The 25,668-nt window shown below is 57.8% G+C and carries 11 protein-coding genes; 6 read left to right on the forward strand and 5 right to left on the reverse strand.

All coding sequences use genetic code 11. The annotated features are described in order from the left end of the window. Window positions 1-118 precede the first annotated feature (118 nt). The 3 genes from BLS87_RS21765 to BLS87_RS21775 all read left to right on the forward strand — a co-directional run bounded on the left by BLS87_RS21765 (window position 119) and on the right by BLS87_RS21775 (window position 12,758). The gene (locus BLS87_RS21765) at window positions 119-3,685 is read left to right on the forward strand and encodes a Tc toxin subunit A (RefSeq protein WP_074755512.1); all 3,567 of its coding nucleotides are present in this window, start codon (window positions 119-121) and stop codon (window positions 3,683-3,685) included. Between the two features lie 69 nt (window positions 3,686-3,754). Then, entirely contained in the window at window positions 3,755-8,356 is a 4,602-nt protein-coding gene (locus tag BLS87_RS33840; protein WP_143024448.1) for a Tc toxin subunit A-related protein, read from the forward strand. A 31-nt stretch (window positions 8,357-8,387) separates the two neighbouring features. Continuing rightward, window positions 8,388-12,758 (forward strand): SpvB/TcaC N-terminal domain-containing protein, encoded by a 4,371-nt coding sequence (locus BLS87_RS21775; protein ID WP_074755516.1) that lies wholly within the window; start codon window positions 8,388-8,390, stop codon window positions 12,756-12,758. Between the two features lie 79 nt (window positions 12,759-12,837). On the opposite strand, the gene BLS87_RS21780 is transcribed toward BLS87_RS21775, so the two are convergent. The 4 genes from BLS87_RS21780 to BLS87_RS21795 form a co-directional block, all read right to left on the reverse strand. Beyond that, on the reverse strand, window positions 12,838-14,361 hold the full coding sequence (locus BLS87_RS21780) for a fumarate hydratase (protein ID WP_074755518.1): 1,524 nt from the start codon (window positions 14,359-14,361) through the stop codon (window positions 12,838-12,840). Window positions 14,362-14,582: 221 nt separating this feature from the next. Then, entirely contained in the window at window positions 14,583-17,018 is a 2,436-nt protein-coding gene (locus BLS87_RS21785) for an RHS repeat domain-containing protein (RefSeq protein WP_074755520.1), read from the reverse strand. A gap of 93 nt (window positions 17,019-17,111) precedes the next feature. Further along, window positions 17,112-19,748 (reverse strand): hypothetical protein, encoded by a 2,637-nt coding sequence (locus BLS87_RS21790; RefSeq protein WP_074755522.1) that lies wholly within the window; start codon window positions 19,746-19,748, stop codon window positions 17,112-17,114. Window positions 19,749-19,834: 86 nt separating this feature from the next. Next, window positions 19,835-20,845 carry a hypothetical protein gene (locus tag BLS87_RS21795; RefSeq protein ID WP_074755524.1) on the reverse strand — a complete coding sequence of 337 codons (1,011 nt, stop codon included), beginning with the start codon at window positions 20,843-20,845 and terminating at the stop codon, window positions 19,835-19,837. 319 nt (window positions 20,846-21,164) lie between these two features. Here BLS87_RS21795 and BLS87_RS21800 point away from each other — a divergent pair, with 319 nt between their 5' ends. Further along, window positions 21,165-22,286 carry a GGDEF domain-containing protein gene (locus BLS87_RS21800; RefSeq protein ID WP_074755526.1) on the forward strand — a complete coding sequence of 374 codons (1,122 nt, stop codon included), beginning with the start codon at window positions 21,165-21,167 and terminating at the stop codon, window positions 22,284-22,286. Continuing rightward, on the forward strand, window positions 22,279-23,208 hold the full coding sequence (locus tag BLS87_RS21805; protein WP_074755528.1) for an iron-sulfur-binding ferredoxin reductase: 930 nt from the start codon (window positions 22,279-22,281) through the stop codon (window positions 23,206-23,208). Before BLS87_RS21800 ends, BLS87_RS21805 begins: the two co-directional genes overlap by 8 nt. 181 nt (window positions 23,209-23,389) lie before the next feature. Here BLS87_RS21805 and pyk read toward each other — a convergent pair whose 3' ends face one another. Next, window positions 23,390-24,841: a pyruvate kinase gene (pyk, locus tag BLS87_RS21810; protein WP_074755530.1), complete on the reverse strand. Its 1,452-nt coding sequence runs from the start codon at window positions 24,839-24,841 to the stop codon at window positions 23,390-23,392. Between the two features lie 178 nt (window positions 24,842-25,019). Here pyk and BLS87_RS21815 point away from each other — a divergent pair, with 178 nt between their 5' ends. Then, entirely contained in the window at window positions 25,020-25,394 is a 375-nt protein-coding gene (locus tag BLS87_RS21815; RefSeq protein WP_074755532.1) for a tetratricopeptide repeat protein, read from the forward strand. Window positions 25,395-25,668: the final 274 nt, after the last annotated feature.

Genomic DNA, 25,668 nt, shown 5'->3' on the forward strand with positions numbered 1-25,668 from the left:
GCCCCGATATCGCGTCGCGTGCTAACCCTCATCGCGAGACGTTCTAATAGAGCGTCTGCGAATCTCCTAGCCTGAAATCAACCCCGTGTTAATCGGGGTTCCAGGGAGAGGGATTGTCATGGCCGACACAGATAAAAAATCGCTGATCGCGAAATTGCTCAGCGACCCGGACGCAGGGGGCGTGAAGAAAACCAAACGAACGCCCAAAAGCGCCAAGGTCAGTTTTGTGGAGGCGATGGGCGAGCTCGGTTACACCTCGGTGTTCGACATCGTCAGGGAGTCCAAAAGCACCTTCGTCAGCAAACTGGCTGAACGCACCGACGCCGATGGCGATCTGGCGTATGACAACGCTCAATGTTACGCAGTGCAAATAGCGCGCTCGTGGCGTGAGCACCAAGTCTCATCCGATCGCCGACAGATCGCCACCGCGCGGACCGGGATCCGCTCCCTCGTGGACGTGGGGCCGAGCTTTCCCAATCTGTTCAAGGAAAACTGGGACCAGTTTTGCAAAGTCGGGGCCATCGCGGCGGTGGATTCCCCGGTGGCCTACCTCAACTCCCTGTATTCGTTTCTCCTGCGCGAGATAGAGGACCAAGGCGGTTCAGATGCCATTCCGCTATCCGTACGCCGGCCCGATATCCCAAGCCTGATGCTGGACGCGCAAAGTACGTTCACGCCGGTGCCGATGCTGAAGCTCGTGACCGAGGTGTTGAGTAAAGGAATCCAGGAGTACCTGGACGCGGCAGGCCACCCGGACAAAGACACGCCAGTTCATGAGTTGCTCAAAACCAAGCGTCATCCGTTTACGTTTCCGTATGACTTTCATCATCAGCAGATCATGTTGGGATTGTCCGGGAAGAAGCAGCCAACGCTGGGGGAGTTGAGTTATCGGGCGAGTCAGTTTTTGCCGGTGCATTTTCGCGATGGGATTGATACGGTCGATCCAGATAATAGCTATGGGAGCAGTGCCGATAATGCTCCCTCCAATGCTCAGATATTGCTGAGTGGGTTGAGTGGTGAGCAGCAGCAGTTGCTAACGGCGCCTTCTTTGTTTACGACCTTTTATTTGTGCCAGGACGACTTGAAGAGCACTTGGAGGTCCTCGACCTGTCATTTACTGGTGCCTTGGCATTGCGAGAAGAATTACAAAGGTTTCGTGGTTCCGGATCAGGACGGAGTTGCCGATGTTGACCCTCAGGCCAGTAGTTTGCAGGCGGGCGCAACGGGCAGTAACGAGATATCAGTAAATGACACTGCGAGGAATCTAATTATTGATATTACGATAGCCTACAGCGCTCACGATAACGTAGCTTCGTCACCCCAGTATATTAACTCCTTGCGATATGCTGCTGATTGTCTCTCCTTGGTCGTTTCAACCCCGCAGGGTGCGCCACAAAATGCCTGCGCTTCGTTTTACGTGATTTTCACGGCGGAAGCTCCTATTGATGGCGTGGCGGGCAGACAGCACATTGCCTCCCAATCTTTTACGATTTCCACACTCGAAGATTCACCCGATAACGATTGTGTTTTGACTGATGAGCAGCGAGATTATTTTTATAAACACTATGGGGTCACCGTCAACAGTTGTACTACTAATGGGCTGGTGAATGTTTCTACCTTTCTAAAAAGTACAGATTTGACGGCAGCTCAGCTGTCAGCGCTTCTCGCGCTACACGAACATCGGCCCAGGTTTTCGGAAAACGTCGTGCAGTCTAATCGCTGGGTACATGACTTTCCCTATTCGATGAATTACGGCGCCTGTTATGTCAATGGCACTGGAGGTTGGGAGGTGGGTTCGCGTCCCTTTGTCCGGACCACCATGAGCGATCCGTCAATAGGGATCGAGCACGAAAGCAGCCCCGATGGGACGGTCCTGCAATACCTGACGAACACTTCATTGAATCGCTTTGACCGGTTGCAGCGCATGATCCGATTGCAGAAATGGACGGGAATATCATTTGCTGAACTGGACACCCTGATCATGGCGGTCATTCACTCCGAGGGGGAAAGTAACCTGGCGTGGGAACTCAACCGGAATACATTACGTGCGCTGGGCGTGTACCGCTACCTAAGCGGCCGGTATACCCTTGAACCAGAAGAGTTTGCGGCATTCGTTCACTTTTTGAGTGCGTTTTGTATCGGTGACCGTCCTTCGATGTTCGACCAGATATTCAACAGTCCAGCATTGTTTGACACGCCTTTGGTTCTGGACGGCGACGCATTTAGCTATAACGACCCAGCGTCGCAAAAAACCATCGCACAGCTCTGCGCCGGGCTTAAGATTGCGAACACAGAAGACGAGATAGGTTTGGTGATGCACGATACAGCTTTATTGTTGGGGCCTCCTGATAATGAAAACGAACCTGTGGAAATAGAACTATCTCGTAGGCAAGTCGTCATTTCTTCGATGTATCGGCAAGTGCGTATTGCAAGAATGTTCCATTTGACAGTGAAAGAAAGTCGGTCCTTGATCACTCTGTTGGGTGGAGAGGCCTGCCTGAAACGCATTGTCACTGGGGTTATACGTGATGTGTCGAGCGACGAAGTGTCGCCAGACATACTTGATATCCTGATGCAGATGGATTGGGCCGTTACATGGATGAACGACACGGGTGCAAACATTTCCGCTCTACGGAAGATGATTGATCTGCCTGACAGTGCTCCAGTGAGCCAAACGTTGTTGGGTCAACTGAACGAGGCAAGAAAAAAGCTGAATGACGTACTGGTCACTCGAGTACAAGTTATCGGTCTGAGTTTGCCAGCCGCCGTATTCAATGATACCGGTGATCCGGTGGATTGGTGGGAAAGCATTGTTTGTCATCCTAACTGTCTCTCCGCCCGCGGTGTGGTAGTGACTGTGCCTTCCGAGAAGTTTAATGATCCTATGGGCTATTTCGTGGGTGTCATCAACGCGCTGGAAGTCCAGAACATAACGTTTTTGAATGAAATGACGCAGGAAGGGGCCTGGGTGCAGGTTACCAATGAGCTGGCGCTCTTGTTAACCCAGAAGCGTGCAGAACAGTTGAAGATACTGGAGGTGCTGTTTCAGGCCTGTTCAGGTATTTCAATGGACTACGCCGAGTTGGCGATCCGATTGTCGAGCAATAACACGAGCGGAGAAGAATTATTGGGCGGTTATGTCGTAGGCGCCATCGATCAGCCGGAAATCGTTTTGCCGCTTACTGGAATTGAGCTCGTATTGGCTTGGCGGGTGAGTGGCGTAGCGGGCTGCGCAGATATGTTGCAGCAACTAAGTATTTCCGCTGCTGCGTTGCGCCTTTTTATGGCTCATCCCGCTTGGTTGTTTACCACCGCATCCAGCCCATTAAAACTCAATCTTGCAACATATTATCTGCTTGATCGTTACGTGCACTGGGCACGTGAGAGCGGTTTGGGTGAGGATGTGCTAATGGCCTATTTTGTCGCTGCCGGTGAAGCGCCGGCTGGTGACAGAAACGAAATGCTCGCCCCGCTGATCAACTGGCCCGCCAGTGAGATATCTGCCGTGGTGCCAGCGGGGGCGGAAACCATGGCAGAGGTGGATTGGGTTCGAAGGGTTCAAGCGGCCTGCGCTGAAAGCGGACTGTCCGCCGCCTCATTGCTCGCGTCTACACAGCTCAACAAGGACAGTCTTTCAGCGGATTGGCAGGCGGTCGCAGAAGCTGCGATGGCCGCAAATCATTAATCTTTTTCAAAGGGCTCAGTGAAAGGCAGTCGAGCCTGGAGTTTATTTTCGAGCACGGAAGCAATTACTATGTCCAGTCTTATTGAACGTCAACTCAATGAATCCTTTCGCGATGCGCTGGTGAGTTATTACTTGAGCGAGGTTGTGCCCAATCACGGGCCCATCGTAGACTTAGGGCTGGATAACCGACTCATAACGGCCAATGATCTCTACGAGTATCTTCTCCTCGATGTTCAGGTCTCTCAGCTAGTAGAAACAAGTTATGTCGCGTCGGCCATCAGCAGTATTCAGCAATACATAAACGCCGTCCTGATGGGGATGGAGCCTGGCTACTCAAGTCAGGTGCTCAATGCCAATCAACTTGCAGAATGGCGTGACCAGCGAAGCCAATACCCCATCTGGGCGGCCAATCAAAAATTGCAGTATTACCCCGAGCTTTATATTGATCCGATGTTGCGTTTGCATAAGTCCGGGTATTTTCAGCAGCTCGAAACGGATATTAATCAGAGCAAGATCGAGGTTGATACCGTTCAGGAGGCGGTCAACGCCTACCTTGCCAGTTTTGAAGAGGTCGCCAACCTCTCTGTGATCAATGGGTATATTGACAGCAATGACTTTGCGACGGGCACTTACTATTTTGTCGGTAAGTCCAGGGCGGAACAGCAGTATTACTGGCGCAGCGTGGTGATGAATGATCGCCCGGTGGTGGACGGTGTAAAGTCAGATTATCCTAATCCAGGGGCGTGGTCAGACTGGAAAAAAGCGAATGTCGGCATTACTCCGCATACGTTGGAGCACACCATTCGACCTGTCTATTTTAACAATCGTCTATTTGTAACCTGGGTAGATCGCACGGATGTCATGGAAGCATTAGGTTCAGCCGGGGAAGTGGTGCCCACGCCTAAGGTCAGGCTGGCGATGCACGTTTCTTATAAAAAATATGATGATAGTTGGAGTGCTCCTCATGCGTATATAGATGTTACGGTACTTGCTACTGAACTAAAGGATGACCTGGATTCAATATCTGTATTTGATAATTCACATTCTCCGCAGGGGTTGTTCTTGGCTGTCTACGCAAATAAGCAAGGTAGTGGTTATAGTTTTTGGAGGATTTGTCTTGTTGATAAGAACTTCCAGTCTCAAGCTCTTGATGCGAATGACGCGGGGCCTGTGAGTACTGTTAAGGAGATTTTTTCGGCTACGAATGCGGGAAGGATGCAGTTTCAAGTTAACCCGGCGTGGAATATAGTTTCTTTCAACGATATCCCTACACCAAACGATGATCGATTTGACTATGGTGTGCTTAAATCCTCATTGGCTGAATTGACGGCAGCCAGTTTTGATTTTGACTTAAATCGTGGTCGTCTTAAATTCTCTCCCGTGGTGAAACAACGCGTTTCTTCAGGAGAGTTTATTGTAGATGTGGTGATTGTGGAACTTATAGTCTGGGTAAAATTTACGCTTTCAATATTTTTAACGGATGATCTGGAGGACGGGTGGTCAATTTTGGATGAGCGCTCATCTTTGGTGAACACGCTTGCGCTGGAAGTTCCTTACGGGTTCGGATTCGGTACTGAAGGTCTCATCTTGTTAAAGTCGCCCAGTGGGGAAGAAACCTTTGAACTCACGGGCAATCTGTCGTTGAAAAACTTCCGTATTAATTTGGCCTATTTTGCGTCTTTAACAAATTTTCCAATTGTATTGCCTTTCCGTAGGGCTTTTCCTCCTCCGACGTTTATGAGCAGTGATTGCTCTTTAATGAATAAGGTACGGTGGTGGTTCGGGTACGCATCTGATCTGGAGAATATTTCAAATGCTACGTTAGAGGAGACGATTGCATTGCTTCCACTATGGTACGTGGCAGCCAATGAGTTTAGGACTATAAATATAGATCTTGATGCTGGTGTTGGGGTTCCCGCTGATGGTTATTCTACGGTGAGCGGAGCTATTAATATAGTGTACGGGCTACAATGCGTTCAGTCAGAATCTGTGTTAGGGGCCGGATTGAAGTGCGTCGAATTAAAAATCGGTCTCACGGCACCAAGAGCCGATCAATACATTTCCCCACGCATCGCATCAACCCTGAATGGCAGCTTTGGCATTGCTGAGTACGTCGATTTTTCGGGGTCCACCATTGTATACAGCGATGGAAGTTCGACAAAACTCCGTAAACCCATTCGCATGAATACGCTCTTCGCCAGAGAGCTGGTGAATACTGCCAATATCGCACTTGAAAAATTATTGTCTTGGGACACTCAACAGCTTGCGGAACCCCCTCTACCTGGGGAAACAAGCCCGAAGATGGACTTCCACGGCGCCAACAGCCTTTATTTCTGGGAGTTGTTCTTCCATCTTCCACTGATGGTTGCTCAGCGGCTTAACTTGGAGCGGCAATTCGACGGTTCCGACTTATGGCTGGGTTTCATTTTCGAACCCGCGCGCACGTCAGATACGACAGGCCGTCCCGACTACTGGAATGTGCGTCCCCTGGAGGAAGACTCCGTTCGTGACTACGCCATGCGCATGCCTGTCGATCCTGACGGCATCGCCAGCAGCCAACCGCTCATCTATAAAAAGGCCACGTATGGCTACTACATCAAAAACCTGATCGATCGTGGCGACGCGGCCTATCGGCAATTGACCCCTGACAGTTTGACCGAAGCCAAGCTGTGGTACGTCCGCGTGCTTGATTTGCTCGGGCCTCGTCCGGACACGCTGCTGATCAATGACTGGACACCCCTGACCCTGATGGCCTTAAGCGCGGAAAATAATTCCGAGCTTCGCGCTTTTGCGGAGCAACTCAATGAACAGGATGAGCGCCGTCAGGCCAGTGCGGCAGCCAATGGCGGTGTTTCCAGGCTTCATTTCAAGCAGCAGCCCTTGCGGTTGAGCACGTACACGGCTGACCCAATGGCCGCAGAAGTGGACAACCCTCATTTCCGCGTGCCCATGAACGCTGAGCTGGTCAGACACTGGGATACGGTGGAGTCGCGTTTATATAACTTGCGGCACAACCTGACGCTGGATGGCAAACCCATGAGTCTACCTTTGTTTGCAGCCCCCCTTGACCCTCGGGCGTTGCTGGCGGCATTTGCCGACGGTGGTACCGGTGGCGGCCTTGCCACCTTGATGGGGCAGGAAGTCGGGCACTACCGTTTCGCGACGCTGTATAACCATGCCACTGCCGCGGTCGAAACGTTGATTCAGTTTGGTAGCACGTTGTTGTCGCTTCTGGAGCGAAAAGAGGCGAGCGAACTGCAGGAGATTCAGCAGCATCAGGCGTTAGAGTTAGCGCAGTTCTCTATCGAGTTGCAGGAGCAGACACAACTGCTTGAAGCCGAAAGTCGAAAAGCGTTACTGGCCAGCCAAAAAATAGCGGACCAACGAGCCCTTTTTTATTACCAGTTGGTTGATGAGGGGGTCAGTGTCGGCGAGCGGGCTGCGTCTGCAAGCCATTCCTTCGCGCGTGTGATGGGGGCTGTTTCCTCAATCAGCCAAGGGCTGGCTGTATGTACTCAGGTTTCAGAATTCATTGCTGGTTTTTCAACCGGCAATTTCAAGGCATTGCGTGTTCCCGTGCAGATGGCGGCCACCTTTGGGACTGCGGCTTCCGAAGAAGCGTCCATGATCGGCGACATCCTGGACCGTTCGGAGTCCTACCGTCGTCGCGAGGAAGAATGGCAGCACGCGTATGACCAGGCATGCCTGGAGTCAGCGCAAATAGACGCGCAGCTCAAGGTTTACGATGAGCAGGAGTTGCTGACAGCGAAGCAGTTGTCTATGGCTAAATCAGCCTGCGCACAAGCAAAGGCCAACTACGAATTCCTCGGCAAACGCTTCACCCAGTCCCAGCTCTACGAATGGCTGAACAGCCAGATGTCGAGCTTCTATTACCAGGCCTACGACGCGACGATGTCGCTGTGTCTGGCGGCGGAGGCCTCCTGGCAGTTCGAGCGTGCGGATTTCAGCACGCGCTTCGTTCGCCCTTCGGCATGGAGCGGCTCGCGCCGTGGTTTGCTTGCAGGAGAATCGCTGAAGCTTGATCTGTTGAAGATGAACACCGCTTACCTGACGCGCAACGAGCGTTTGCTGGAGATCGTCAAAACGGTCTCGGTCAGACAACTGCCTGTGTCGACCGAGGACGTCCCAACCCTCAACACCGGATGGGCAAATGTGTTGGAGCGGCTCGACGAGAACGGTATCGCCGAGTTCGAACTCACCAAGGCGATGCTCGACGATGATTATCCCAATCATTACCTGCGTCGAATCAAGCGCATCAGCGTGTCATTGCCTGTCACGGTCGGTCCTTATCAAGACATCCGCGCGATTCTGACTCAGACCTACAGCGCGGTGCATCTCGCGCCCGGTGCTGATGTGCCGCCGCGTGAAAACCTGCGCGCCAGCCAGCAGATCGCGGTGTCCACCGGCGTTGATGACGACGGGTTGTTCGTCTTCAACTTCGATGACGAACGCTATCTGCCCTTCGAAGGCACCGGGGTTATTTCGCGCTGGACGCTCGAGTTCCCGAACCCGGAGCTGCAACGCGAGATGATCGATTCCATCACCGACATCATTGTGCATGTGCGTTATACCGCCAAAAGCGGCGGCAGCGTGACGACGCGTTCCCGACCCGCCCGAATCAGCAAGGCGCGTGCCCAAAAGCCCCAGTGAATCATTCAGCATTTTGCAGGGAGCAAATGCCATGGCTGATCAAGAGCAAACCGTCGGTATCGCCGCCCCGTCGCTACCCAAAGGCGGCGGGGCGATTCAGAGCATCGGCAAAGGCTGGGGAGCGGTCGGCGCGACGGGGGCGGCGTCGTTCGAGATCCCGTTGCCCATCACTGCCGGGCGCGGGTATGCACCGCCTTTGACGCTTAACTATACAAGCTCAGTGGGAAACGGGCTGTTCGGGCTCGGCTGGAACCTGAACCTGGGCTGTGTGGCCAGACGGGCCACAAAGGGGGTGCCGCTGTACGACGATGATGACGTGATTCTGGGCCCGGACGGAGAAATGTGGCTGCCGGAGCGCGACACCAACGGGGTGATCGTGAAAACGGATATCAGCCGTTATAACGGGCTGGAGCTGGATAAGACTTATGAGGTGATTCGTTACTTCGCCAGCATCGAGGGGGCGTTTCAGCGTATTGAGCATTGGCGCAATGGCGGCGATCTGCCAGGGTTCTGGCTGGTGCATGGTGCCGACGGTACGCTGGCGATGTATGGGCGCAATACCGGGTCACGCAGCACCGACACTGCGGATTCGAACCGGGTGGCTGAGTGGTTGCTTGAAGAAACCATGAATGCGCAGGGTGAACACATTTTGTATGAGTACAAGCCTGAAAATCTGGATGGCCTGCAAGCCGGGTTTGATCCGGGCGAGAAGCGAAACTTTGAGGCGCAGTGTTATCTGCGGCGCGTGCGGTATGGCAATTTTTCAGCGCACTCGCATTTGTATTTGTGGCAGCCGGAGCAGATCGGTGACTTGCAATGGCATTTCGACCTGTTGTTCGACTACGGCGAGCGCAGCGACGTGGGAGACAGCCTTCCCTATGAGGGGGAGAACTCGTGGGAAGGGCGCGCCGATTATCATTCTTCATTCGCCTACGGTTTTGAGTTGGGCAACCTGCGTTTCGTCCATTACGTCATCATGTTCCATTACTTTCCTGACGAACTGGGTCCAGCGCCGGTGCTGATCAGCGCCCTCAAACTCAACTACGAGGACCTGCGACAACGCTACAAGGTGCTGACTTCTGTACAGCACCTGAGCTGGTCCATCTACGGCTCGCGCTCTATTGAGCGCCGCCCTCCGGTGTCGTTCACCTATCAGGATTTCGATGCCCAAGCCGGCGGTTTCACGGCATTCGACAGCATGCCCGGTCTGAATGATGAGCAACATTACCAGTTGGTGGATCTGTACGGCGAGGGACTGGCGGGCGTGCTGTATCGAGAAGACAAAGGCTGGCTGTATCGCGAGCCGATACGTGATGTCCATTCAGAGGACGCAGACGCCGTGGCCTATGGTCCCTGGCACCTCGTACCCAGCATCCCGACGATCGACTCGCGAACGGGTGTCCATCAGTCCCTCGCCGACATGACGGGTAACGGGCGCCTCGACTGGGTCGTCGCGCAACCGGGAATGGCGGGGTTCTTCACCCTCGCGCCGGACCGGACATGGTCCGGTTTCGCGCCGTTTTCGGCCTTTCCGGCCGAGTTCTTTCATCCTCAGGGGCAGTTGGCGGATCTGGTCGGTGACGGGCTTTCAGACCTTGCGCTGATTGGTCCGCGCAGTGTGCGTTTGTACGCCAGCCGACGTGCCAAAGGGTTCGCGCCGGCCATCGATGTCCAGCACGAGGACGTTGACGATTTTCTGCCGCTGCTCAGCGACAGCCCGTCGGAGCTCGTGGCGTTCTGCGACATCCTGGGCTCCGGTCAGCAGCATCTGGTGCGCATTCGGCATAACGAGATCCGGTTCTGGCCGAACATGGGCCGGGGGTATTTTGGAAAGGGGCAGGTGTTCGCAACGCTTGGTTTCGCTTACGAAGACTTCGACGCCGGGCGTATTCGTCTGGCTGACATGGACGGTTCCGGCGCAGTCGATATGGTTTATCTGGAGCCTGACGGCTTCAAGTTGTTCATGAACACGTCGGGGAATGCCTTCGCAGAGCCCGTCGAGATCCCGTGGCCGGACGGTGTTCACTACGACCGTTTCAGCCAGGTCAGCATGGCCGACCTGCAAGGCCTTGGGTGCTCGAGTCTCGTGTTGACCATTCCCCACATGACGCCTGCGCACTGGCGTTTCGACTGTCCGCCGATCAAGCCGTATCTCCTGCAGGGGACGAACAACAGCATGGGCGCGTCGGGCAGCGTGACGTACCGCAGTTCGGCGCAGGAATGGCTGGATGAAAAGCAGGAGTTAGTGGCAGCGGGCCTGCCTGTCGAGTCCGGCGTACCCTTTTCGTTGCATCTGGTCAGCCGACAAACCCAGCTCGATGAGGTGACGGGTAATCAGCTGACGCAGTCGTTCTCGTACCGTCAGGGCTACTACGATGGCCTTCACAGGGCGTTCCGTGGCTTCGGTCTTATCCTGCAACACGACAGTGAGGTGAGGCCGAGCGACGTGAGCGAAGGCTTTACGGCGCCCGTCCTGAGTAAAACCTGGTATCACACGGGACGATATCCGCACAAAGCCCCTTACGGTTTCAACGAAAGTGACGAACTGGCCGTCGTCCTGGGCCCCGATGTGTTGACCTCCTACGCCGACGGCCAGGATCAGGTCATTGAATCGCCTGTCGCCGCAGATTTGCGGGAGATGGGGCGCGCGCTTGCGGGGGCGGTCTTGCGCGTAGAAGTGTTTGGTTATGAGGGGGGCGAGCCTTCGCCATTGCCGTATACCGTGCAGTCTTCGCGCTATCTGGTACGCCAGCTTGAAGCGGTCGGACCTTATCAACGCTACGCCCGCCTGCAGCCATTGGCGCTGGAGTCCATCAGTTACCAGTACGAAGGGCAGGCCGATGATCCGATGTGCCAGCGTGCGATCAATCTCAGTTGGGATCAGTACGGTGTGTTGACCCACGGGGTTAACGTGAACTACGCACGGCGCAAGCTGCCGGGTGATGCCCCGCCGTTTACCGATGAGCATCAACAGACCTGGTGGCGGGCGTCCCATGACGAGGCTCAGCAGCGCTATTACCTGAGCGAAAGCAGAACAGAGGCGATTCACCTGGATGAAGCACAAAGCTGGCGATTGGGGTTGCCGTATCTGACGCGAACCAACGCGATGATGGACGAGGCCTCGCAAGTGACTGCCGAAGATCTCGGCTACGAGGCTTTTAAAAAAACCGATGGCTGGTTTGCGTCATTGCCGCGAACCCTGGTGTCGCTGTCGAAGCAACGTTATGTCGATTGCGTCGACGGTCAGGCAACGTTCCAGGCGCTGGCGGATGCGACAGAGATCGCTGAACTGGATGCCCATGCGCTGACCGCCTACAACAAACTGAAGATCTACCAGGGACCATCAGGCGAAGAGGCGCTGGCCAAGAAGCTGGAGGAAGTTGGCTATTCGCGCATGGCCTGTGTGCTGCCAGAGGATTCGTCTGTTGTGTTGTGGTCGGTCAAGCGCGGGTTCAATACGTATGCAGGGCCTGATGATTTCTACCGCGTCGTCGCTTTCAAGCCCACGTCCAGCCATGGGCTGAGCACCGTCACCTACGACCCCTATAGCCTGTTGGTCACGGCGGTCACGGCGCCGGACGGTTGTACCACCTCGGCGAGGTTCAGTTATTACAACCTGCTGCCCTCGCACGTTGTCGATCCCAATCAGAACACTCAGGAGGCGTTGTACGACGCTTTCGGCGTTCTCAGAATGACCAGCTTTTATGGCAGAGAGCTCGGCGAGGACGTGGGCTTTGCTCCGCTGGAGGGCACGACATTGTCGCCCCTCACTCCAACTGAGGCGATAACGGCGTCGGTCGAGACCGATTACGCCACGGCGTACTATTACGATGCCTTTAGCTGGACGAACGACAACGTCCCCGTGCACGGGATCACCCTGCAGTGGGACCGTTACCCGGATGACCCCGAACGGCAGCAACGTATGACGCTGACCTCCCTCGATGGTTTTGGGCGGGGGCTGCAGACCCGGCAAAAAGTCGAGAGCGGCAAGGCCTACCACGTGGTCAATGGGCAGCTGCAATACACCAATGGTGCATTGGTGGAGGTCGACGCCGACGATCGATGGCGCGTCAGCGAGCGCGTCGAGTACAACAACAAGGGCTTGGCTGTCCGCGTGTATCGCCCCTATTTCACGGACACCCATGAATATGTCGACGACGGTTCTGTGCGTGAGCACTGGCACCACGACAAGCAGTTCTACGACCCGCTGGGCCGTCCGACTGAAACCTGGACAGCCAAGGGCTGGCTGCGCCGCACCACCTATCAGACCTGGTACACCATCAGCGAAGACGAGAACGATACCGCAGAGGAAGTGAACGCCAGACGAGCGGCGGCCGGGCAGCCTTTGCTGGACGATGGCTTGCAGGCCGGGAAGCGGAAAAAGAACCGACTCGGGTTTTAGGCAAGGGCCGATTCCTTGAGGACACGTGGTAATAAAAAGCCCGGCGCGCTGGCCGGGCTTTTCATGACCGTCGAAGCGCTTACTGCACTTCCACCGCCAGACTTTCACTGATCTTCTTCTGCCAGATCGCAGGACCGGTGATGTGCACCGACTCGCCGTTGCTGTCGACAGCGACAGTGACTGGCATGTCTTTGACGTCGAACTCGTAGATCGCTTCCATGCCCAGTTCAGGGAATGCCAGGACCTGCGATTTCTTGATCGCCTGGGCGACGAGGTACGCAGCACCGCCGACAGCCATCAGGTAAACGGCTTTGTTGTCTTTGATCGCTTCGATAGCGGTCGGGCCGCGCTCGGATTTGCCGATCATGCCCAACAGGCCAGTTTGTTCGAGGATCTGGCGAGTGAACTTGTCCATCCGCGTGGCCGTGGTCGGGCCGGCAGGGCCGACGACTTCATCACCGACCGGATCGACCGGACCGACGTAATAGATGAAGCGACCTTTCAGGTCGACCGGCAGGGTTTCGCCCTTGTTCAGCATTTCGACCATGCGCTTGTGCGCAGCGTCGCGGCCGGTGAGCATTTTGCCGTTGAGCAGCACGGTTTCGCCCGGCTTCCAGCTCTGCACGTCTTCCGGGGTCAGGGTGTCGAGGTTGACGCGGCGAGCCGACGGGCCGGCTTCCCAGACGATTTCCGGGTAGGCGTCCAGCGGTGGCGCTTCCAGCGAGGCCGGGCCGGAACCATCCAGCACGAAGTGCGCGTGACGGGTCGCGGCGCAGTTAGGGATCATGCAGACCGGCAGCGAGGCGGCGTGGGTCGGGTAATCCATGATCTTGACGTCGAGCACGGTGGTCAGACCGCCCAGGCCCTGAGCGCCGATGCCCAGCTGGTTGACCTTCTCGAACAGCTCCAGGCGCATTTCTTCCAGACGGTTCGACGGGCCGCGGGCCTTGAGCTCGTGGATGTCGATGGATTCCATCAGGACTTCCTTGGCCATGACGGCGGCTTTTTCAGCGGTGCCGCCGATGCCGATACCCAGCATGCCCGGTGGGCACCAGCCTGCGCCCATGGTCGGAACGGTTTTCAGCACCCAGTCAACGATCGAGTCGGACGGGTTGAGCATCGCCATCTTCGATTTGTTTTCCGAGCCGCCGCCTTTTGCCGCGACGTCCACTTCCACGGTGTTACCCGGGACGATGGAGTAGTGGATGACCGCCGGGGTGTTGTCCTTGGTGTTTTTACGAGCGCCCGCCGGGTCGGCGAGGATCGAGGCGCGCAGGACGTTTTCCGGCAGGTTGTAGGCGCGACGCACGCCCTCGTTGATCATGTCGTCCAGGCTCATGGTGGCGCCATCCCAGCGCACGTCCATGCCCACGCGTACGAATACGGTCACGATGCCGGTGTCCTGGCAGATCGGACGGTGCCCCGTGGCGCACATGCGCGAGTTGATCAGAATCTGGGCCATGGAGTCGCGCGCGGCAGGCGACTCTTCGCGCAGGTAGGCCTCATGCATGGCCTGGATGAAATCAACGGGGTGGTAATAGGAGATGAACTGCAGGGCGTCGGCAACGCTCTGAATCAGGTCATCCTGCTTGATCACGGTCATGGGGCGTTCTCCTCTATCAGGCGGGAACATTATGTAGGGCGGTTTGCACGGGATGCGCTTGGCAAGCGCGCAAACGGCCTTTGGCTCGGCTAACGCTCAGGCGCAGCGGCAGGAAAAGGCGCCGCAGTATACCGCTTGCCCACCGCCGCGACACCCTGCCACAGGGTAAACCTTAGTCTTGAGGGCGCGCGGCGCCGAACGGCGAGGGTTCGCGAGCCTCGTCAGACCGCGGTCATGCTGCCGTCAGGGTGAAAGATCGTGGCTTGAGCGTCTCGCAGCGAGGTCTTCCAGGCTTTGAGCGGATTTCCTGTCGCACGCAGGCGCTCAAAATACGGAATGGCCTCCTTCGGGATATTCGACGAGTTGGCTGGATTTTGCAGATTGGCGAAGCCTTTCACGAACACCTTATGGGTGAAGCCCTGAACCGGGCGGCCCAGTTCCCTGGCGATCTCCAGCGCCGCACCGTTTTTTCCGCTCCAGCACGAGAGCAACACGAAGGTCTCATCGGCGCCGACCCCGAGCGCTTCGAGGCGGGGCGCGATGACGTCGCGTGCGATGTCGGCTGCACGCGCTACGTGGCCATCCGGGCCCATGAGCAATGCGCGTTTGGGATCACCATGGGTGAGCAGGGCGACCCGGTTGGTGCCGTGATAGGTGTCGATGAAACCGACGTCCACCCCTCTGGACGTGTGCTGGGCCAGCAACTCACCATTGCCCAGGCGGCCGGGCTTCGGTGGCGTCCAGCCGTGCTTGATGTCCAGTGCTCTTTGTCGGGCACCCGCGTGTTTCAGGCTGCCCAGCTTCAGGCCTATCCCGGCGCCAGACAGGCCGGTGACCAGGGAAATCCCCCCCAGGATGCCGGACGCGGCACCATCCTGCCCGGTCGCCTCAAGCACGGTGCTCGCCGCCCCCGTGGCCAGCGAGATGATATCCAGCGCCACGGCGGCAAGCGTTGCAATCTGCCCGGTGGTCAACAGGCCTGTCCCGGAACTGATCAAGACACCCGCAGCGGGCAGGGCCGCTTGCAGACCGGGAATCAACGCCACCGCCGCCAGCGCAAGTCCTGCGCCGGCGAGGGCGTAATTCACCCAGCTGTGGCCATCCGGGTCGACGCGATTGACCGGATCGCCGGCACACCACGCGTAGGGGTTGATCCCGCCCTGGCCGAACGGGCTGTCGGTGTCCGGAGCCAGAAAGCACATCAGCACTGGATCGTAAGGTCGATTTCCTCCCGGGACGTAAAGGCCCGACAACGGTTCGCGCTGCTCACCGGCGTAGCCGAACGCGGCGTGTTCGCTGTCGGCACCATGAGCGGTGTAGCGCCGCGCACGCACTGCGTTCTCAGCTTCCAGACGCACGCTGCCCTGCGCGTCGGTGCCGATCAGCAGGGTCTGGCGAACGCCGTCGGTGACCTTGTTCAAGGCGAACAAGGCGTTCAGGTCGCCGATCAACTGCACACTGTCATTGCCGGTTTGCTGATGAGTGAGTTGATCCGCGCTGAAAAAATCACGCGTCAGAACACCGTTCACTTCGCGGTCGGTGAGCTGTCCGCTGGGGTCGTAGCGGTACGTGCACGTCCCCGCCGGTGTGCGGACTTGCGTGAGTCGGCCCTGGGTATTCCAGCTGAAATGACGGCCCAGGCTGTCGCTGATGACCCGGCCGCAGGCGTCATAGTCAAGCGTGATTTCCGGTGGCCAGGAGGCGTGGGTGTGGGTGATGCGCACCAGTCGAACAGGGTCGTCGTCGGCGTAGCTGAAGCGGGCTTCGTCCCGACTCCCGTCGGCAAACAGACTCACCACCGTTTCATGGCCGTTAAATGCGTTGAAGGTGAACGCCTGTTCGACGATGAGGTTGCCAAACGGATCCTCTGCGGCGGCCTGGTGGTCGGCCGTGCACCGTACCAGCCTGTCGCGTGCATCGTATTCGAAGCGTTGTTCGCTTTGCGCATCGCCGTCGGTCCAGCGTCGGGAGATGATCTGATCCAGAGCGCAATAGCCTGACGTCTGGGTGATCGTCCTGATGGCAGGAGGGTGTCCTTCTTCGGTTTGCGTGAAGGTGAACGTGCGTGTGTGCTCGCGTCCAAGTGCGTCGTACTCAATCGAGGTGATGAGGGTACGGCGGTTTTCAGGGTCGCTGACGTGGACGGTCAATGGCCGCGACAGGGCGTCATAGGTGTAGGTGGTTTCCAGTTCCCCGACGCGTGTGGTCTGCACCCGACCCGCCGAGTCGAACTGACGCTGGTGAGCAATGCCCTGAGCATCTTCAAAGCCCTGCAGCAGGCCGCCGAACGAATAGAGCCAGCGGGTCGTGTGGGTCTGCCCGTCGACGGTCCACTGGTCTTGCGCCGGTTGGCCGGTGGCGCTGAAGGCGAAGGCTTGATGACCCTGTTCACCGCTAACGGCGCTGGGATGACCGAATGCCGGGTGGCGGGATATCTGTATCGCGGCTTCGCCATCGGGGGTGACGCTCATCAGATGATTATTGAGGGCCTTCTCGTAGGTGAATGCGATGTCGTTGTCGTCGGCCAGGGTCGTGGAAGAGGGCGGAAGCTGGTCGTTGCGGTAATGAAACAGGGTGGTGTGCCCACCCACTTCAACAGACAGCTGGCGACCCAGACCGTCGAAGGTCTGACGGCCGATGATGATGGGCGTGTTCATGTTTTCGATCCTTCGAAATGTGCAGTTCACCGGGAAGTGTGGTGTGCGTTGCCGTTTTCCCGGTGAGTGTCGTAAATGCTCCAATGCCGCTGCTTATGACGGTTCAGTCACGGTCGGTGGCGTCACGGCGACGGTGTCAGGGTGGTTGTCGTCGCTGTGTAAGGCGTAGGTCCAGCTCACCACCGTGTTGTCTGCCAGCCGCTGTTCGACGGTTCGCCCGTAGGCATCGAGCTGGACAGCCGTGACGCGGTCAGCCTGGCCGGGGACTTTGATTGTGGTCGCGGTGACGCGGTCCAGTCCGTCGCGTTGCCATTCTCTGGCACGGATCAAGAGGCCATCGGTGTCATACAGGTGTTCGCTGACAGGGCTGCCCGCCGCGTTATGGCGGGTCAGTGTGTGCGGACCCTTGAGCGTCCCGTTCTGTTGCCATCGCTTGACGGTGAGGATGATCGGGTCGTGCTCGTTGTATGTTTCCACGCCATCGGGTGTGATGCTCCGGTGTACATTGCCCCAGTCGTCGTAGAACGTTGTCGTCGTGAGGCTGAGTGCCGTCACTGCGGCAGGATCCTGAGGGTCGCGCAGCCAGTCCTGTTGGGTCTCGCTGACCGTTCGGCCTTCAGCGTCGAAGACAGTGCTGGCAATCTCACGAAACACGTCAGGGGCGTGGTCGATGTCTTCGAGTTCCACCCGCACGGTACGACCCTCGCCATCGAGCCATTGTCGACGCCGTTGGCCGGTCGAATGGCGATGCTCGATCATCACCGGGTTCTCGTTCCCGGACCTGTGCTCAAGCGCTGCCAGGTCGTTCACGCAATAGGTCGAGGTGCGGCGGGCTTCATAGCGGCTGTCATCGGCTGTGACCGCCAGCGTGACACGGCCGAGGGCGTCGTAGGCGTAGCGGGAGACAACCCCGGCGTGATTGCGCTCGCGGGTCAGACGGCCTGTGCTCAGCGCCCGCGCACTGCTTTGCGTGGCGCGCACCCGGTCGGTTTGCTCGAACCCGGTTAGGGTGACATGGGTGCTCAGTTCGTCCTCTGTCAGCGCGTAGCGATACTCAGTGGTGGTGGCTTTGCCATTGAGCGTGGTGACCTTTTTTTCAAGACGGGCATAGTGAGGGCCATCGTCAGTGATGTAGGTCTGTGTGGTGGTTTCAAGCAGGCGACCCTCGATTTCTTCCCGCGCCGTCTCGCGGTCCACCACGACAAACGCAGGTCCGCCCGTAAGCTTCGACGCCAGCGATGCGTAGCGGTACGTGGTCGAGATGACAGGCGCGCCGCCGTAGGTGCCGTCATTCAGGCGGGCCGGTATGACGGTCTTTTTCTTCAGGTGCCTGACCATGCCCAGAGAATTGGGCGGACACCCCTCGGTTTCCTCGATATCTGCGACACCTTCGGCAGGGTAGTACTCGCTGTGCTCCTCTAAGCCGAGAGGCGAGCGGGTGAACACGACGTTGCCGAATGCGTCGTAGCGATACTCGGTTTCTTCACGGCGTTGCAGGCCGGCGTTCGAGTGGTCGATGTAGGTCACGGTCTGTTTATGCGGAAGCTGGCACCACGCGGGCTGGTCCTCCCAGTCGGTGTCAGGTGCGATGCCGAACGTGGTCGTGGTGCGCAACTCGCAATGGCCTCGGCGGGTGACTTCGCTCGTGAGCAAGTGAAAGCGGTTCCAGGTGCGGGTGATGGTCGAGAGCGTTCTGCCGTAAGGATCGGTCTGGGTTTCGGTGACCTGATAATCGTAATCCTGCTCGACCTGGTACAGGTTGTCGCGTCCTTGCTGCCAGTCGAATGCCTGATCGCTGCCAAAACCCAGGAAGTTGTGCACGCCGGACCACTCATACGTGCGGGTCAGCTCGCGGGTCGTTTCGCCCGCCGAGTGGGTCCACTGCAACACCCGTGGCAATACCCGCAAGGGCGCCCCCTCGGGGAGTTGGTGGCCTTCTTCGCCCGTCGCCCAGATCACGGAATCGAACGCTCCCAACGGGCTCGTGAGTGTGCTCGGCAGCAGGAGATGGTTGTCCGGGTCGAGCGCATGGTGCTCATAGAGGATGCTGAAGGGCGTATCGATGCCGGGCAGGTAAACTTCGGTCAATGCATCGTTGACCAGCCGCAGGCGTACGCTCTCTTCTGCGCGCCCGGGAACAGTGAACGCGACCTCACCGTCATCCGCCCTCTGCACGTGCAGCAAGGTGCGCGTTTCGTCGCTGATCCGTTCGAGGATGAAGTCGTCGTTGCCGTAGGGCGACCACTCGACGAACACGCGGTTACCTTCCTGGCTGCGCAATTCAGTGACCAGATAGCGGGCGCTTTCTGGCTGTCGGGTGAGGATTTCAGTCTGACCGTTTTTTTGATCCACCCGAATTACCGAATCGCTCTCGCAGACCACCCGCCTCGATTTGAGCTTGGCATCCAATAGCGTCAACTCGCTGCCCGGCATGAACGTGGCGTTGTCGAGGTCAACCGCGAAGTGCTCTCCCGACGAAAGCCGCAACGACGGTGCGTCCTGGTGCAGATTGAGTTCGCTCAAGTCCAGCGACCAGCCCAGCCCGAATCCTTTGTCACGTGTGGAACCCAGAACGCCGAAGGTGAGGGTAGGGGTGACCGATGGGCCGGCCAGGTGGTTGGCGGGAAGCAGGGGCAGTTGAAACGCCAGGGTGAATTGCCCGGTGCGGGCATCGACTCCGGTCTTGATGCAGTCCATGAAATGGGTGGCTTGGGTATGAATACCGGACATGTGAGTTCTCTTTGTCGGTGCGCCAGGTGGCGAGTGAGCGCACCCTGTCGTCTGTCGACAGGGTGCGGCGGAACAGCCTCGAGCCGTTAATGGCGCATCTTGAAGTTCAGTTCATTGCCCGCGTTTTCCTGGGTCATCTGAATGCCGTATTCGTTACCGTACTGGTCAATCACGCCCCAACGGCTCGGTCCGAAAAAGGTCCGGGTGTACCGGGCGAATTCACTCCCGTAGCCAATCAACTCCAGGCGAATGAAATTCATGGCGCCTTCCCGGGTGTTCACTGCAACGGAGGCGTCATGGGAATTGAAATGTCCAGGTTTGCCAGGCTTGAAGGCGAAATGGAAATGCTCTTCGTAGATACGTGCCGGCCAGACTCCGTCGAAAACACGGTACCAAGGGGAGACATCCAGGGCGTCGTTGTAATAGGACTCATCGGCGTTGGGGCCGTAGGGAATGGCATCGACAATCTTGAAATGTCGATTGGCGAATTCCAGGTAATACAGGTCAATGTCTACGTCTGTATCCCCGGACTTGCCTTCGTATTCGTGAACGCGCTCAAGGGTGAAGTCCGACCGCTTCTTGTGGGGAGAGGCGACGGTTTCTATTTCAGCGTGTGAGTTGAAAATCGAGGTGCTGGTGGCGTATTCAACGCCTTCTTCCTTGGTGATCGCGGCGTAAATCTTGTATCGCTCACCTGCCGGAGCCAGTGAAGAAATGTAGAAGGAGCGGGCGCGCGAACTGGATTCGATCAGGTTCACCGGAGCGGAGCCGGAAGCGGCGTAATACTCGAATCTTGGGTCTTTAACCGTCGAGACGCGGAACAGGTCCTCCGGTAGAACGGGGTTCTGCGCGGCCCACTCAGGATCGTACGCCCCACGGCCAAATCCGGCGCCCAGGTCGCGGTATTGCCCATCGTCCGAGATCAGGAAGAGCCAGAGGCTATTGAGTTGTTCATCGCTGATTTCCTGGCCTTTGGCGGGTGTCAGGCTCACTGTGACTTTTATTTGTTGATTGCCGTTGCTATAGAGTCTGTTCGAATTGGAAGTGACCTCGATTTTGAACTTGCTCAGCCATTGAGCGTCGTTTCTTAACTGCATGTTTTAACCGTCCGTGGTTGTGTGAGAGCCTCAGGTTACCGATTCCAACCGTTTGAGTTGATATACATAGTTATGGTGTTCAAGCAGGGTTGATGAACAGGGTTCATCAGGCCTTGGCACCGGAGCTTGAAGCCGATCGACATTCAACGCGTCCGATACCCACGTTTGAATGGCACGACCGTCGCCTCGACAGACGCGTTGGCGAAACGCCCCGTTTCCTCTACATTGCAACCTTCCCGGATGAATGAAGCGACCGCTGCCCCTTCGGCCAGCGGTGGGATCCAGGCCCCAGCGGCCGGACAGGACGAACCCTCACACGATGACAACCCAGCCTCCTATAGATGGATCTATCCAGCGCTTGCGACTCAAGCGTTTTGCCCTGGCTGCCGGCACCTACGTGTTGCTGATCGCGCTGATGTGGGTGGCGTTCTGCGCCGGTTATTACCACGCGACGTTCTTTGGTGTGTGGCTGACCAGCGTGGCCGTGCTGCTCTCGCAGGGCGCGCTGAGCCTGGTGTTTTTTGGCGGGCTCAACAACCGGTTCAAAGACCCCAGCCTGACCGAATTCCAGGTGCTGATGGGCCTCGGCTGGGAAACGTTTCTGTTGGCCCATCTGGATTCCGCACGTGGCACCTTCCTGGTGCTGTATGTGTTGGTGTTGCTTTTCGGCCTGTTTCATCTTACGCCCAAAGTGTTCACACGCTGCGCCGTGCTTGCCTTGCTGGGGTTTACCGGGATCAACCTGTGGGATGCCTTTAGCGGCCAGTTGAATGACCCGGGCCTGGCCGCGCTCCAGACGTGCTCGTTGTTTATCGTGCTGGGCTGGTTGTGCATGTATGCGGGGTTCGTGCAACGCTCGCGGCAGCGCATGCATCAGCGTCGGATCACCTTGCAGGCGCATCAGGAAACCTTGCGCGGCATGATGTTTCAGCTTGAAGAGCTGGCGTCCACCGATGAGCTGACCAATCTGTACAATCGTCGGCATTTCTTGCGTCTGGCCACCCGTGAGCTTGAAACCATGGATGGCAATTACACCGAAGGTCTTGCCCTGATCGACCTTGATCACTTCAAGCGGGTCAATGATCTGCTCGGACATGCCGCGGGCGATCGTGTGTTGCAGGTGTTCGCGGCAACCGCCAGCGACTGCCTGCGCTCGGACGACATTCTGGCGCGCTATGGTGGAGAGGAGTTCGTGTTGCTGATCCCGCGTTGTACCCGTGCGCAACTGGTCGAATGCTGCGAACGCGTGCGTGAGGCCTTTGCAAACGTGACCATTCCCGATCTGCCGGGACTGGAGCTCAGCCTCTCGGTCGGCATGACGCTGGTTGAGCGCGACGACGACATGGATCGCGCCTTGCAACGTGCCGACCACGCGTTATACCGGGCCAAACACCACGGCCGAAACTGCTGCCATGGTGCCTGGGATTACGCCGATGCCTGAGTTGTGCGCAGGCGAACGGCAGTGGTCGGTCGCACCCGGTTCCAACCTTCTTGATGCCTTGAACAGCGCTGGCCTGTCGGTGCCTTACAGTTGCCGTGCGGGCAGTTGCCACGCGTGTCTGGTGCGTTGTATCGACGGTGAGCCGCTGGACGCCCTTCCCGAAGCTCTCGACGCCAGCAAACGCGAGCAAGGCTGGCGCCTGTCGTGTCAGTGCCGCGTGGTCGATGACCTGCGTGTCGAAATCTTCGACCCGTTGCGCGATGGGTTGCCTGCCAGCGTCAGCGGTTGTGACTGGGTCAGTCCATCGGTGTTGCGCCTGCGTCTTGAACCCGAGCGTCCACTGCGCTATCGCGCCGGGCAGCATCTGGTGCTGTGGACCGCGACCGGCATCGCGCGACCTTACTCGCTGGCGAGTCTGCCGGGCGAGGATGCGTTTCTCGAATTTCACATCGATTGTCGCAACCCTGGCGCCTTCGTCGACGTCGCGCGCACGCTGAATGTCGGGGACCCTATTCGATTGGGCGAGTTGCGCGGCGGAGCGTTGCATTACGATGCTGACTGGCAGGAGCGACCGCTGTGGCTGCTGGCGAGCGGCACTGGCCTCGGGCCGTTGTGGGGTGTGCTGCGCGAGGCGGTGCGTCAACAGCACCAAGGGCCGATCCGGGTGATGCACGTGGCGCGCGAACATTATTTCGCGGCTGAGTTACAGGCGCTGGCGGTCAATCATCCACACCTGCAGATCGACTTGATCGACGCAGCGGATGTTCAGGTGGCACTTTCGGGTGTGCGCGTGGCCTCCCGGCAAACCGTTGCACTGGTGTGTGGCTCGCCAGTCACTGTCGAGGCTTTTTCCAAACGGCTGTACATCGCCGGACTGCCTCGCAACCAACTGTTGGCGGATGTCTTCGTAGAAAAGGCCTGATGAGCGCGACCGGGATCGCATTTGCAGGGTTTATTGCCGCTGCGCGCCCGGTCGCGGGCAAGCGCGTTCCAATAGGTTCGGTCGGATAAATCGGCGGTACGGTCAGATTTGCGGAACCGTCGCGCACAAAAAAGCCCCGGTCTCTCACGAGAATCGGGGCTTTTGCTATCGCTGCAGCGTCTTAAACGAGCGGGTCGCCGACGTGCAGGATCTTCATGCCGTTGGTGCCACCGATGGTGTGGTAGCTGTCACCCTTGGTCAGGATGACCCAGTCCCCTGGCTCGACCAGACCGCGCTTGAGCAGCTCGTCCACGGCGGCCTGGCTGACCTGGCCGGCTGGCAGCGAAGCCGGGTCGAACGGGATGGTGTAGACGCCACGGAACATCGCCGCGCGCGCCTGGGTGTCGCGGTGCGGGGAGAACGCGTAGATCGGCACCGAGGAGCGGATGCGCGACATGATCAGCGGGGTGTAGCCGCTTTCAGTCAGTGCGATGATCGCCTTCACGCCAGGGAAGTGGTTGGCGGTGTACATGGCGGCCAGCGCGATGCTTTCGTCACAACGGGTGAACGAGTGACCGATGCGGTGGCTGGAGGTCTTGCCCGTCGGGTGACGTTCAGCACCGACGCAGATGCGCGCCATGGCTTCGACGGCTTCGACAGGGTAGGAACCGGCAGCACTTTCAGCGGACAGCATCACAGCGTCGGTGTAGTCGAGCACGGCGTTGGCCACGTCGGACACTTCGGCGCGGGTTGGCATGGGGCTTGAAATCATCGATTCCATCATCTGCGTGGCCACGATCACCGCTTTGTTGTGGCGACGTGCGTGCAGGATGATTTTCTTCTGGATACCGACCAGCTCGGCGTCACCGATTTCAACGCCCAGGTCGCCACGGGCAACCATGACCGCGTCACTGGCGCGGATCAGCGCATCGAGGGTTTCGTCGTCAGCCACGGCTTCGGCGCGTTCGATCTTCGCCACGAGCCACGCGGTGCCGCCGGATTCGTCACGCAGTTTGCGAGCGTATTCCATGTCAGCGGCGTCGCGCGGGAAGGAAACGGCCAGGTAATCCAGGTCCATTTCTGCCGCGAGCTTGATGTCTTGCTTGTCTTTTTCAGTCAGGGCCGGTGCAGTCAGGCCACCACCACGACGGTTGATGCCTTTGTGGTCGGACAGCGGGCCGCCGATGGTCACGGTGCAGTGCAGCGCGTCAGCGGTTTGCGTGTCTACGCGCATGACCACGCGTCCGTCGTCGAGCAGCAGTTCGTCGCCTACGCCGCAATCCTTGACCAGATCGGGATAGTCGATGCCGACGATTTCCTGAGTGCCTGCCGTCAGAGGATGGCTGGTGGAGAAGGTGAACTTGTCACCGACCTTCAGCTCGATCTTCTTGTTGGCGAATTTGGCGATACGAATTTTCGGGCCTTGCAGGTCACCCAGCAACGCGACGAAGCGGCCGTTCTTGGCGGCGATGTCGCGGATCAGCTTCGCGCGAGCCTTGTGCTCGTCGGGCGTGCCGTGGGAGAAGTTCAGGCGGGCAACGTCCAGCCCGGCAAGGATCAGCTTCTCGATGACTTCGGGCGAATTACTGGCAGGGCCAAGTGTGGCTACGATTTTGGTGCGACGAACGGACATGCACAAACTCCTTAAATGAAGCGCAGCGAGAGGCTACTACTGTATTGGCCTGTAGTCATTGTTCCTTTGCACTACCTTGCCGCGTCACGACTGGGCAATCGGCAGAGTAGCGGCCGACAAATCGACCTTGAAGAAATGCCGCGATGCGCCGATACAATGCAGAGCACAGGAGACTCTCATGCGAATCGTGATGATATTAGTGGCGCTGGCGGCGCTGAGCGGTTGCACCCGCTGGGCAATGAACAGCCATCTGGATAATGCCAACCGCGCGTACGCCAAGGGCGACTGCGATGCGGTGATGTATAACCTGTCGAAAGTGGACCGCGAAAGCCGTGCTCGTCGGTACGTCCAACCGGAAGTGTCCATGTTGCGCGGCCAGTGTCTGGAGCGGCAGAAATTGTACGTCGATGCGGTGCAGACGTATCAGTTCATCATTAACAATTATCCGTCCAGCGAGTACGCCTATCGGGCGCAGGCCCGTCTGGATACGCTGCATCAATTGGGGCACGACAACCTCGCACCGCCTGCTGTCCCGCGACCTGCTTCACTGTAGTTACACCCGAATGGATTGACGGTCACTTTTTCGGGTGGATGTTCTGTGAGTCTGAGCTAGTCTGAAAAAAACATAGGGACCTAAGCTTTCATCACAGGAGTGAGCGAAGGGCGCTCTGGTTATAGAAACGCGGGCGTTATCGCGAATTCGAATAATCGGATGAGTGACTTCGGTTATGGCTGGTGAGTCAGATGACGTCCCTGTTGTAATGAACAGGTGGATTCGATTGTGTACGTCGTCTTGGTGGTTTCACGTGCGACCGAATCTCAATGCA

The sequence above is a fragment of the Pseudomonas abietaniphila genome (assembly GCF_900100795.1).
GTDB lineage: Bacteria > Pseudomonadota > Gammaproteobacteria > Pseudomonadales > Pseudomonadaceae > Aquipseudomonas > Aquipseudomonas abietaniphila.

Excerpts from the sequence above, each read along its gene's own strand:
- BLS87_RS21785 (WP_074755520.1), bottom strand. The coding sequence starts at position 17,018 with ATGAACACGCCCATCATCATCGGCCGTCAGACCTTCGACGGTCTGGGT.
- BLS87_RS33840 (WP_143024448.1), top strand. The coding sequence starts at position 3,755 with ATGTCCAGTCTTATTGAACGTCAACTCAATGAATCCTTTCGCGATGCG.
- BLS87_RS21800 (WP_074755526.1), top strand. The coding sequence starts at position 21,165 with ATGACAACCCAGCCTCCTATAGATGGATCTATCCAGCGCTTGCGACTC.
- BLS87_RS21815 (WP_074755532.1), top strand. The coding sequence starts at position 25,020 with ATGCGAATCGTGATGATATTAGTGGCGCTGGCGGCGCTGAGCGGTTGC.
- BLS87_RS21790 (WP_074755522.1), bottom strand. The coding sequence starts at position 19,748 with ATGTCCGGTATTCATACCCAAGCCACCCATTTCATGGACTGCATCAAG.
- BLS87_RS21780 (WP_074755518.1), bottom strand. The coding sequence starts at position 14,361 with ATGACCGTGATCAAGCAGGATGACCTGATTCAGAGCGTTGCCGACGCC.
- BLS87_RS21775 (WP_074755516.1), top strand. The coding sequence starts at position 8,388 with ATGGCTGATCAAGAGCAAACCGTCGGTATCGCCGCCCCGTCGCTACCC.
- pyk (WP_074755530.1), bottom strand. The coding sequence starts at position 24,841 with ATGTCCGTTCGTCGCACCAAAATCGTAGCCACACTTGGCCCTGCCAGT.
- BLS87_RS21795 (WP_074755524.1), bottom strand. The coding sequence starts at position 20,845 with ATGCAGTTAAGAAACGACGCTCAATGGCTGAGCAAGTTCAAAATCGAG.
- BLS87_RS21805 (WP_074755528.1), top strand. The coding sequence starts at position 22,279 with ATGCCTGAGTTGTGCGCAGGCGAACGGCAGTGGTCGGTCGCACCCGGT.
- BLS87_RS21765 (WP_074755512.1), top strand. The coding sequence starts at position 119 with ATGGCCGACACAGATAAAAAATCGCTGATCGCGAAATTGCTCAGCGAC.